Genomic DNA, 12156 nt, shown 5'->3' on the forward strand with positions numbered 1-12156 from the left:
GTGAACTCCTATCGCCGACCAACGCCCAGGGCACCACGTTCAAACGGCTCACCTGCGCGATCAAGCCGCCTGAACTCAAATTGGATGTTGAACGGGTTCAAGGCGCCGATGCCTTGGGGCCAGATCGCCGCAGAAAAAGCAACCTCGAGGTCCGCAACAGTTAGAACGTCCAAGCCTTTTTCCATGCCCGTTCTCAATGCCTGAGCAAGCAGAACTTTGAAGAACGCGACCCGCCCGTCGGTTCCAAAGCGCACGCGGTGACCAAGCTCATCCCATGCCATATCGCCTGGGTCAAACGGAATCGGTAGCGCATGGGCCAGCGAATTGAATAGCTGAATGCATTCCCGCTCAATCGCAACATCTTTGGCTTGACCGAGCTCCATGTGCATCTGCCTGGTGAACCTGCGGCGGAGCTGCTCGTTCACCCTCAGCAACGACTCCACTCGGGGGAGACCAAGCAGGACGCAAGGCTTCTGCAGTTCATCGGTTAACGACTTCAGCCAGTCGCCTACGTAGTACTGGGTGGGCGATGATCCTCGGTCTTGGATGTGATTGGCTTCGTCGAATAAGAGCAACTCAACACCGCAACCTCGCGCAATCTGAATGGCGCGAGCTGTTTTCGACGACGTCGTCCCCTTTGTGGGCGCTGGGTCCCCCAATCGAAGCAGCATCTGTTCGGCAGCTCCGCCGATCGTCGCAGCGGGCGGCATCGCCACGAAAAGAACGGGGATCACGTCCCGTTCGCGATGAATCTGCTTTGGATACTTCTGAAGCATCAAGCGACACAGCGTGGTCTTTCCAGTACCGGACTCCCCTGTGACCAGCAGGTTCTCGACCATGCCTGTGTGCCGGTACTGCTGAAGCAATCGCTCAATGGCCTCAAATGCAGCAACGAAGGGGGGGAAGAGCAAGCACTCGGCATCAAAGGCACTGAAAGCTTCGAATTCACGGAGGTTCATTGGGACCCTCCGGGCGCAAGACGAAACGCCTGCAGCAATGCAGGGGGATCGTTGGCCATGGTAGCGGTCTGACGCTGTACCAGCACCGGCTTCGGCGCAGGAACAACCGGGATCGCCGAAGACTCAAGGCGCGCCTGTGGCTTGGCGCTGGTGATGCCATGCACCTGCGCAGCACGTCGCCTGGTCTTTTGCTTTCGACTTGTGATCAACTGCTCCAGAGAACGCGCGATTTGGTACTTGGCAGCGATAAGGGCTTGTGTGTCCTCCGCATTTTTGCCAGCCTCACGCAGCTCTTGGCGAATGAGTTGGTGCTGTGTCAGCGTGAGTCCGTTCGCATACTCAGGCTCAACCGCATGCACTGTCACAGGATCGCGCTCTTCTGGACCCCAAACTTGGATGTCAGCCAGGTTCTCAGGGTCACAGACGATGCGTACTTTTGTGCCTGGCCCCCACTTCTTCAGCAATGGAAGGAGGCTGTCGTCAGCGTATCGAATCCCGTCGATCGTGATGCCATCCGGCCGTAGGCTTCGTTCCTTGACCAAGCCAATTCTTCGCTGTAGCAACTTGATATCAGCAGGCAATTGCGGTGTCCTGCGCGAGGCCGCTTCATGCCACTTGGCCCACGGCGTCGTTCCAATACCTCGGTGGACGGTCTGCGCGTAAACATCCAGAATCCATTTCTCGAACAGATGCCTGAACTCACCCATCGTGAGAACCGCGTGGCGCTGTGGATCGTAGTCCCCTCGGTCCGCCAGTTTGGCCATGGACGCCCCTGGAATCTGGTGCGCAAACGAGTAATTGACCGTTTTGAGATATCGCTCGATGGCACCCTTGAACCACGGGGTGCGTTTCGGGCAGTACTGCAGGCGGATCGTCAAGTCCAAAGCCACGCTCTCGAGGTCTAGCCCATGGAACTCCAAGCCGTTGTCCAACACAAGAACATCCATCAGCCCATGGCAAGGCCATCGATGCTGCACGGGTAAATCAGGGATCACCTCAGTCACAGGGGTCTTCGGCAGTATTGCGTGCCGCAGCGCACCCATGACGGCAGCCGCAGAGGTGCCGCCAAAACTGAGGTAGTAACCAAGCGGGAAGCGGCTGCAGTGATCAAGAAACATCGTGAGCGTCGGGCGACCAAGTGGAAGCCATGTCACCTCGTCAATCAGGAACAAGTCCAGTGGGGTGTGGTCGCCCTCAACGCGGTCGAGGATGTTCCGAACCTTGGGGCCTCGTTTCGCGATCTTGAACCGCCGATCTGCTGCGGCTTTGCCTTCACTAAGAACCACTTGATCGTAGGCCTCCGTCTTCGACAACAACCGATAAGTTGTGCGTATTGACGGCGTCTGTAGTTGCTCATCAGGGAGACGTCGCAGGTTCTCAAGTTGAATCATCCCGGCTAGCCGATCATGAACGTCACCACCGGTGGCCTTTGGGCTCTGCTTAAACGCCGCATCCAGTGCTTCCGCGAACAGCTCCAGCACACGCCCGTCCAGTCGGCTGCCTTTGGAGCCTCTGTCTCGGTACTTTGGAATCAACGCACGAACGTCCCCAAAGGCCAGATATGTGGAATGCCAGCGCCACAAAGAAGCTCGCGAAGGCGGATCAAGGTCATTGATCTCCGCCGCTTTGTCGGCAATAAAGGGCTCTATGAAATGCGGCTCGAAGGTGAAACTTCCGCAGTCGACCAAAGCCAACACATAGGCACGCCTGCGCTTGAACTCGCGCATCTCGCGCTCCTTCAAACCTGACAGCGGCAACGACACCGGTGCGGTAGTGGCTGCAACGGTGCTCTGATCAAGCGCAGTGATCCGCCCCGCTGTGTAGGCGGACAGAAGCTCTACATCTGTCTTCAGCACCGTGTGGCCATCGTGGCACCTTTGCAAGACTACTTGGCGGACTTCCTGCGGGCCAGTACTGTGCAGCCGCTCAATCTGATACGCAGCCCCTTCAAGCTCAAAGATTGCCCCAACGCGGAGCGAAAAGTTCGCCATGCGTACCTCCAGAAGGTTCGATGCGGACGATTGAGTCCAGCGATAGAGCTTCCTGCAGGTCACAGACCAGCATGCCCAAGAGCACCAGCGAGAACGGGCTGACGCCATACGGGGTCAGCACATCAATTGCTCGGCGGATCGAGGTTGGGAATTCGCTGCTGACCTTCCCCAGCGCCGCGCAAGCCGCGGCAGTTGTGGGCCCGAGCCGAGGTGCCTCGTGATAGACCCACTTGAGGTTGGTGAGGCGGGGCTCCAGGCGGATCACATCGTCTGTGAGAACGATGAAGTCCCGTCCGATGCGAGCCATGTGTTCGGCGATGCACTGGAACCGATGCCACGTCTCCGGTCGCTCCAGATGCTCTCTGGGCTTGACTTCGACCGTAAGCTGCCGCCCCCCTGCAAAGGTCAGCAGAAAGTCCGGGGTGTAGCGCCTCAGCAGCGCACCATCCGGGTAGCTGATCTTTTCGGGCTGCTCAACATACCGCTCGATTTGAGGCGCCGTCTCGAACAGGTATATCGCATCCAGCTCCAGCAGCTTTTCATGGCCGATCATGCGACCTGTTTTTCTGCTTGGAAACTTTCCTCGAACGATCGCGCCGGTGTACCTGACGATGTCTCGCGCGGGCTTATGAGGGGCGCTTGCAGGCGAACGTCCTCGCCATGTGCCATCCCATCCAAACTTTGACATTCAACTCCTCCAAGGGCGCAGATGGTCCTTGGGCCATCACGCCAACCTGTGATTCACCAGCCGACGGATTTCAGGCGTAGCTACGCCCATCGCGGGTGCTGAACCCACGAGTAAACCGATGGCTGGAATGAAGGAGGCTTGACGGCTGAGTAGCTGTCGGAGACACTGAAAGCGCTAACTAGGTGTTCCGCAAGGGATGCTACCCAGCGGGGCAAGCCAAAAGGTTTGTCCCGCTTTTTACATGGTGGCCTCCGATCTTGGTCGTTTGCGAATCCGGTGCAACTCGACCGGCGGCGATTCAGCGAGCCGTGCGCGCATGCCAATGATTTCTCGGATGAGAGTGACCTGCGCGGGGTGAAGCGTTTCCAGGTGGTCCCGCAATTCCGAGACCATCCAAAACAAGGCCTCGGGCATGTCGTTGCGGAGCTTGATCTGTCGCTCCGACGCAGCGGCTGCTGTTCTCAGTTCAGCTTGTTCTGCGGGACACAACTTCAGCGCACTGATTGCCCGCTCAGTGAACTCAGCGGTCGGCGGCCCCTTCGTCCCGATTTCCAGGGCGGAGATGTACGTCTGCTCATAGCCCATCGCATCGGCCAAATCGCCTTGGCGCATGCCGTGACGCATGCGAAGCTCACGAAGGACTCGGGAAAACGGGCTCAAGATAACTCGCACCAGTCGTGAATTTGACGGCTAGCGTAGGTATCGACGAGCGGGCTGTCAAACGGCCAAAACAGCGGAAAAGTGGCGTGCTGTCAGAGTGACTGCATGTTCGGTTGACGTTGTTTGGCCAAAAGCCTTGTGCGACAAGAAATCAGGCGGAGGCAGCCCAGCTGGCTTGACCACGTGTTGCTCGCCCACGCAATTCCGACTGCCGTGTACGGGAATAGGTGTGGCTGGGTCGAAAACGGTTGCGTGCGTCAACGGGCCATGGCCATACAACCTGATACCCTGCGCAAAGTGCTAGCGTTTTGCAAACTGGAGTTCGCTGTGGCCATCACGAAAACCGAAGTCGTCAGTGTCAGGGTCCCACCCGACGTCAAGGCTGCCCTCGTCGCAGCGGCGGAACAAGAGCGCCGCAGCGTCGCGTCGATGGTGGAGTTCATGGTCTTGGACTACTGCCGCTCCCACGGCATCGTGCCCGCGCGCCCTGTCAAAACAACTCGTGTGCGCAAAGCACCATGAGCCATCCGACACCTCAGACCAGTAGCCAAGATTCCCTTGCCAGGCCTCTCATGACAGCTCTTGCTTCATTGCTCAACCACTATCGCCAATCCTCCATGTCGGAGCGTGAGAAGGGCACCTACTTTGAAGAGCTGATGCTCTGTTACCTGCGCAACGAGGCGACCTACCGCGACCTCTACAGCGATGTATGGACCTACGGCGAATGGGCAGCACTCCAAGGGCTGGACAAACGCGATGCGGGCATCGACCTGGTTGCCAAAACCCAGGGCACTGGCGAGATCCACGCCATCCAATGCAAGCTGTACGCTGAGGACTACCGGCTGCAGAAGAGCGACATCGACAGCTTCTTCACCGCATCCGGCAAAAAGCCGTTCTCCCACCGCGTGATCGTCAGTACGACAAATCACTGGAGTACCCACGCCGAAGAGGCGCTGCGCGACCAGCAGCCTCCCGTCAGCAAGATCGACCTGAATGACCTGGAGAACAGCCAAATCGACTGGGCTCAGTACAAGCCCAAGGCTGCGCCAGTGCTCAAGGTCAAGAAGCAGCTTCGTCCCCACCAACAGCAGGCGCTGGACGCGGTGTTGTCCGGCCTGGGGACGGCAGACCGAGGCAAGCTCATCATGGCCTGCGGCACGGGCAAGACTTTCACCAGCCTGAAGATTGCCGAGGCCTTGGCGGGCAAGGGCAAGCGCGTGCTGTTCCTGGTGCCCAGCCTGTCCCTGCTGTCTCAGACCCTGACCGAGTGGACCCAGGAAAGCGGCACGCCGCTGCACAGCTTCGCCGTCTGTTCGGACAGCGATGTCGGCAAGAAGCGCCAGAAGGACGACGACAGCGTCCAGACCTTCACCCACGAACTGCGCTACCCCGCCACGACTGAACCAGGCCGCCTGGCGACTGAGATGGCCAAGCGGCATGACGCAGCACACATGAGCGTGGTCTTCAGCACCTACCACTCCATCGACGTCATCCACCGTGCCCAGCAAGGGCACGGCCTGGCTGATTTCGACCTCATCGTCTGCGACGAGGCCCACCGCACCACCGGCGCGACCTTCGGTGACGAAGACGAGAGCAATTTCGTCAAGGTACACGATGCAGCTTACATTCGCTCGGCCAAGCGCCTCTATATGACGGCCACGCCACGCATCTATGGAGACAGCGCCAAAGCCAAGGCCGAACAGGGCAGCGTGGCGCTGTGCTCGATGGATGACGAAGCCCTCTATGGCCCAGAGCTGTACGTCATCACGTTCTCTGAAGCCGTCCGGCGTGGCCTTCTGGTGGATTACAAGGTCATCGTGCTTTCAGTGGAAGAAAGCCATGTCAGCCGCCGCATCCAGACCCTGCTCAAGGACGAAAACAACCAGCTCAAGGTGGACGATGCCGCGAAGATCATTGGGTGCTGGAAAGCGTTGGCCAAGCAAGGGCTCGCTGAAGACCTGAGCGGCGACCACGAAGCCATGAAGCGCGCCGTGGCCTTCTGCCAGGTCATCGAAGTGAGCAAGGGTGCCAAGACCCACAAGGTCAGCTCCAAGAACATCGCCGGCATGTTCCAGGCGGTGGTCGAGGCCTACCAAGCGACCGAGGAGGACGATGCAGCTTCCACCCTGGCCTGTGAAGCCGAGCATGTGGACGGCAGCATGAACGCCAGCGAGAAGGAAGCCAAGCTCGCTTGGCTTAAGGCCGAAACCCCCGAGGACACGTGCCGCATCCTGAGCAACGTGCGCTGCCTGTCTGAAGGTGTGGATGTGCCCGCGCTGGATGCGGTGCTGTTCCTGACCCCGCGCAACTCGCAGGTCGATGTCGTGCAGTCGGTTGGCCGGGTCATGCGCAACGCCCCGGGCAAGAGGCGTGGCTACGTTGTGCTGCCAGTGGTCATCCCGGCGGGCGTGGAGCCGCACGACGCGCTGAACGACAACAAGACCTACGCCGTGGTGTGGCAAGTGCTGCAGGCTCTGCGCTCGCATGACGATCGCTTCGACGCGATGGTGAACAAGCTGGACCTGATCGGGCGCGACACCAGCAAGATGGAAGTCGTCGCGATCACCGACAAGATTCAGAAGAGAGCAGAGAAGCCGAAGGGGCCGAAGAACAAGGACGCCGGTAAGGGCGGCTTCACCATCGGCGAGCCGACGCCCAAACAATACGGCAAGGAAGACCAGACCTCCCTGCCATTCGAAATCGGCGAGATCGAGAAGGCCATCTACGCCAAGCTAGTGCAAAAGGTGGGCAACCGCCACCACTGGGAAGACTGGGCCAACGACATCGCCAAGATCGCCCGAACCCACATCGATCGCATCACTGCCATCGTTGAAGACCCGGCGAACGAGAAGGAACGCGCCGCCTTCAACTCCTTCGCAGACGAGTTGCGCGACGACCTGAACGGCAGCATCAGCGATGGTGAGATTATTGAGATGCTGGCCCAGCACCTCATTACCAAGCCGGTGTTCGACGCGCTCTTCGAAGACTACAGCTTCGCCCAGCACAACCCCATGTCGTTGGCCATGCAGGGCGTGCTCGACGTGTTGCAGGAGCACCGGCTGGACAAGGAGGCCGACACCCTCCAGCGCTTCTACGACAGCGTGAAGATGCGTGCTGCGGGCATCGATAACGCGGCCGGCAAGCAAAAGATCGTCGTCGAGCTGTACGACAAGTTCTTCCGCAACGCCTTCCCCAAGATGACCGAGCGGCTGGGCATTGTCTACACGCCGGTCGAGGTGGTGGACTTCATCATACACAGCGTTGCCCACGTCCTGCAGACCGAGTTCGGGCAGACGCTGGGCAGCAAGGGCGTCCACATCATCGACCCCTTCACGGGCACTGGCACCTTCATCACCCGTCTGCTGCAGAGCGGCCTGATCGCACCCGAGGACCTGCCACACAAGTACAAGCACGAGATTCACGCCAACGAGCTGGTGCTGTTGGCCTACTACATCGCCGCCATCAACATCGAGGCGGTCTATCACGGCATCGTCGGCGGCAAGTACCAGCCCTTTGAGGGCATCTGCCTGACCGACACCTTCCAGATGTACGAGAAGGAAGACCTGGTCGACGCGCTGCTGGTGGACAACAGCGCGCGGCGCAAGCGGCAAAAGAAGCTGGACATCCGGGTGATCCTCGGAAACCCGCCTTATTCCATCGGCCAGAGCAGCCAAAACGACAACAACCAGAACGTCGCTTACCAGCACCTTGATAGCCGTATCCGCGCCACCTACTCCGAACGATCTGCTGCGGCCCTGTCAAAGGGCCTGTATGACAGCTACATTCGGGCCATTCGTTGGGCCAGTGATCGCGTTGGTTCTAGTGGCGTGATCGGATTTGTCACCAACGCTGGTTTTTTAGAGGCCAACACTGCAGATGGCCTGCGAAAGTGCCTGGCTGAGGAGTTCAGCAGCATCTACGTCTTCCACTTGCGAGGTAATCAACGCACTGCGGGTGAGCTTTCCCGAAGGGAAGGTGGCAAGATTTTCGGCAGTGGCAGCCGTGCACCGATTGCCATCTCGCTCTTGGTAAAGAACCCGGCCGCTAGGCAGCACGGGCACATCAGCTTCCACGACATCGGCGACTACCTGAGCCGCGAGGAAAAGCTCGCCAAGATCGAATCCTTGGGAAGCATTGCAGGCATCACGGCTGAACAGAGCTGGCAGACCATCACGCCGGACGCTCATGGCGACTGGCTCAAGCAGCGGGACGACAGCTTCGCTGAGTATGTGGTGCTTGGCGACAAGCGGGGAGGTGACCTCAAGTTGTTCGAAAGCTATTCCCAGGGCGTTGTCACGAGCCGAGACGCCTGGTGCTACAACGCCTCAAAAGAACAGTTAGCCTCACAAGTCGCACGTCTCATTGCTCACTTCAACGCAGAGTCTCAGCGGTTTTCAAAGGCGTTTGCAGGTCTGGATAGGAAGGATCGTGCAACTAAGGTAGACGACTTCATTGACACCGATGCCAGCCGGATCAGCTGGTCCCGTGGTCTCAAGCAGGAGTTGATACAAGGTCGTACCTTCGAGTTCGATGCCAAGAAAATTGTTCGTGCTCTTTATCGCCCGTTCACCAAGCAGTGGATGTACTTCGATCGACGATTCAATGAGATGGTGCTGCAGATGCCGCGCATCTTTCCGAATGCCGCCACAGGAAATCTAGTGGTGTGCGTCACCGGACTTGGGGAGGCTGCAGGCTTTAGCTCCCTTATCGCAGATGAGGTGCCAAACTTCCACTTCGTTGCAGGGTCACAGTGCTTCCCGCTACACCTTTACGACAGCACGGAACCAGAAATAGCCGAAGCATGCCTTGCGCAGTCAGGCCTGTTCGGCGATGCGGATGCGCCAACGCAACCATTGGCACCCAAGCGCCGCGACGCTATCACGGCGGAGGGCCTGGCGCACTTCCAGTGCGCCTACCCAAATGAGACCATCGCCCGAGAAGACCTCTTCTACTACGTCTACGGTCTGCTGCACTCGCCCGACTACCGCAAGCGCTTCGCCGACAACCTGGGCAAAGAGCTGCCGCGAATCCCGCGTGTGAAGACGGCCACCGACTTCTGGGTCTTCTCCCAAGCTGGCCGCAAGTTAGCCGACCTGCACCTGAACTACGAGAGCGTCGAACCCTATCCGCTGCAGATCGACAGCGGCGGCAAGAAGCTCACTGACGCCGACTACCGCGTCGAGAAGATGCGCTACGGCAAGGGCAAAGGTAAGGACAAGGACCTGACGACCCTGCACTACAACGACAGAATCACCTTGACCGGCATCCCTCTGGAAGCCTACGACTATGTTGTTAACGGCAAACCAGCCTTGGACTGGGTGGTCGAGCGCCAAGCCATAAAGACCGACAAGGACAGTGGCATCGTCAACGATGCGAATGATTGGGCGGTCGAGACGATGGGCAACCCGCGATACCCGCTGGAGTTGTTCCAGCGGGTTGTTACTGTGAGCTTGGAAACGATGAAGATCGTGAGGTCACTGCCTCAGCTCGACATTGCATCGCCCAACAGTTGACACGAGGTAGGCGATCAGATGACTGCTTCAAAAGCACAGGCCTACCACGTTGACTTTGCACTTCACACCCTGGGCTGGAAAGCCTTTCAGGACTTGTGTGCTCAGGTCATGGAGGAGGAGTTGCGAGCCTCAGTTTCGGTATACCGCGAGGCACAAGACGGCGGGCAGGATGCTGTCTTTCTCGTAAAAGGGGCTGATGGCCTCACGACGGTCGGTACGGTGCAGTGCAAGTTCTCCGGCAAGCCAGAGCAACGGTTGCGAGCATCGGATATCACCGGAGAGCTCGCGAACGTTGAACAACTCGTCGCCAAGAAAATGGCGACCGTCTACTACTTCGTCACCAGCATGGGAGTGGACGCAGATGTCGCGCGCGCGATTCGCGAGCGGCTATCAGCTCAAGGGGTATCTGAGCCTCATGTCGTTGGCAAGGAATGGTTGCTCGGCAAGATAAAGGCCAGTCCCCGTCTTCGGGCGTTGGTTCCTCGCGTCTATGGCCTTGGCGACCTTTCAACGATCCTCGACGAGCGATGCGCCGCACAGACCCTTGCCTTGCTTGGCGAGCATCGCAAAGCCCTGCATGTATACGTACCGACGGCACCTCACCGTGCGGCAGTGAACATCCTGGCGCAGCACAAACTGGTGCTTCTTCTTGGAGCTCCGGCAACGGGAAAGTCCACTTTGGCAGCGATCCTCGCCATGATGGCGGTCGACAAGAACGACGTCCAAGTGTTCAAGTGTGACGGGCCGTTGGAGCTGAAGCAGCACTGGAACCCTCACGATAACAAGCGCCTGTTCTGGGTGGATGACGCCTTCGGCGCCAACCTGCTGATGCCGGACTATGTGAACGCTTGGGTTGAGTTCATGCCCAAACTTAAGACAGCCCTTGATCACGGCTGTCACTTCATCCTCACGTCCCGCACTCATATTTGGAATGAGGCTGAACCTCGTCTGGGCTCTAGAAACCATCCTCTCCTGACAGCAGGCACGGCCGTTGTCCATGTCGGTGACCTGACAGAATCAGAACGCGAACAGATTCTGTACAACCACTTGAAGGCAGGTACTCAACCATCGTCCTGGAAGGCCAGGATCAAGAGCTACTTGCCCCAACTGTCCAAACAGAACAGCCTGCTACCCGAGCTTGCACGACGCTTAGGCGACAAGGATTACACCGGAAACATCACGACGCTTCCAGACGACCTGCTGCGCTTCATTGCTCAGCCACAAGAATTCCTGGTTCAGACATTCAAGGAGCTGGCACCAGAGCAGCAAGCGGCGCTGACGCTTGTGTTCCTTGCTCGGTCACGATTACCGGTCAACACCTTCCCCGAAGAAGAAGCGGCCTTGGTCGCCGCGAGCTACGGTGTGACAACGGCCAACATGACCCAGGCTTTGTTTCGACTTGGGGGCTCCTTCGTGATCAGGCGGAGCGACGGAGACCAAGACTACTGGGCATTCTGGCACCCGACATTTGCCGATGCCATCAGCGAGATATTGAGCAAACGCCCGGACCTAATTTCGGTTTACGTGCGGGGTGCAGGACTCGACACGCTGCTAACCGATGTTGTTTGTGAGGGTGCCCCAAAGGTTCGCGATGCTGTCGTAGTTCCTCGAAGCAACAGTGATGCACTCATCGACCGACTACTAGAGACTCCTGACGAGGAGAGTTCGAACGAACATCTCTTTGAGTTTCTGAATCGTCGTCTCCCCGAGGACTTGGTGCAGAAGCTCCTCCAGCGGGCTCCGGAGCTTCTTGGACGGCAGGGTATCCGTGTGTCTTGGCGCCGCATCCGATCGCAAGAGATGGTTCGTCTACGCGCGACGGCCCATCACATGGGGCTGCTCTCTGATGAAATTCGCGCTGAGACGACAGCTATGCTTGAAGAGGAAGCTATCTATTCGCTCGACGCTTCGTTCGTTAGTGATGACAGCATTTTGGCGCTGTTCCGTCCCTCTGAGCTGATGCGGCTGACTGCTGGACTGCTGTCCAAGTTGAACTCGGAGATCTCGGAAAAGATTGCCGACTGTCAGAGCGAGGCTGACCCCGATGGCGATATCGATAGTCAATTCGAGAAGGTGACTGACTTCCTTGACGACATCTGGTACGTGTTCGAAGGGAGCTCTGCCTTCAAACAGAAACATGACGAATTGATCGCTGAGTTAGAGCAGGCCAAAAGGGAAGTCGAAGCTAGGAAGTCGGACGATGACGAAGAGACCAGCTTTTTCAACAGCATGCCCGCTGCGGCTCGCCCTCAACAACAGCGTGGCCGTTCAATTTTCAGTGATGTTGACGAGTAGGGCCATGTTTTGAAGGCCCCCGCCTTCTAACTACGACATTCAAAGACAGC

Annotated in this window: 7 protein-coding genes; 3 read left to right on the top strand and 4 right to left on the bottom strand. The window is 58.4% G+C overall.

Annotated elements, in window-relative coordinates; translation table 11 throughout:
- Nucleotides 1-8: 8 nt before the first annotated feature.
- The 4 genes from ACE3PH_RS00505 to ACE3PH_RS00520 form a co-directional block, all read right to left on the bottom strand.
- The gene (locus tag ACE3PH_RS00505; protein WP_374315389.1) at nucleotides 9-959 is read right to left on the bottom strand and encodes a TniB family NTP-binding protein; all 951 of its coding nucleotides are present in this window, start codon (nucleotides 957-959) and stop codon (nucleotides 9-11) included.
- On the bottom strand, nucleotides 956-2950 hold the full coding sequence (locus ACE3PH_RS00510) for a Mu transposase C-terminal domain-containing protein (protein ID WP_374315391.1): 1995 nt from the start codon (nucleotides 2948-2950) through the stop codon (nucleotides 956-958). The genes ACE3PH_RS00505 and ACE3PH_RS00510 overlap by 4 nt, the downstream gene beginning before the upstream one ends.
- Nucleotides 2913-3503, bottom strand: a complete 591-nt coding sequence (locus ACE3PH_RS00515) for a Tn7 transposase TnsA N-terminal domain-containing protein (protein WP_374315393.1) — start codon at nucleotides 3501-3503, stop codon at nucleotides 2913-2915. The genes ACE3PH_RS00510 and ACE3PH_RS00515 overlap by 38 nt, the downstream gene beginning before the upstream one ends.
- 372 nt (nucleotides 3504-3875) lie before the next feature.
- A complete protein-coding gene (locus ACE3PH_RS00520) occupies nucleotides 3876-4310 on the bottom strand; it encodes a helix-turn-helix domain-containing protein (protein WP_374315395.1) in 435 nt (144 codons plus the stop codon).
- A gap of 315 nt (nucleotides 4311-4625) precedes the next feature.
- Here ACE3PH_RS00520 and ACE3PH_RS00525 point away from each other — a divergent pair, with 315 nt between their 5' ends.
- From ACE3PH_RS00525 to ACE3PH_RS00535, 3 genes are read left to right on the top strand one after another with little or no spacing between them, the layout of a single operon-like run.
- Nucleotides 4626-4820 carry a hypothetical protein gene (locus tag ACE3PH_RS00525; RefSeq protein WP_374315397.1) on the top strand — a complete coding sequence of 65 codons (195 nt, stop codon included), beginning with the start codon at nucleotides 4626-4628 and terminating at the stop codon, nucleotides 4818-4820.
- A 50-nt stretch (nucleotides 4821-4870) separates the two neighbouring features.
- Nucleotides 4871-9811: a DEAD/DEAH box helicase gene (locus ACE3PH_RS00530; protein ID WP_374315399.1), complete on the top strand. Its 4941-nt coding sequence runs from the start codon at nucleotides 4871-4873 to the stop codon at nucleotides 9809-9811.
- Between the two features lie 18 nt (nucleotides 9812-9829).
- Nucleotides 9830-12106 (top strand): hypothetical protein, encoded by a 2277-nt coding sequence (locus ACE3PH_RS00535; RefSeq protein ID WP_374315401.1) that lies wholly within the window; start codon nucleotides 9830-9832, stop codon nucleotides 12104-12106.
- Nucleotides 12107-12156: the final 50 nt, after the last annotated feature.

The organism is Aquabacterium sp. (assembly GCF_041909175.1).
Classification (GTDB): domain Bacteria; phylum Pseudomonadota; class Gammaproteobacteria; order Burkholderiales; family Burkholderiaceae_C; genus Aquabacterium.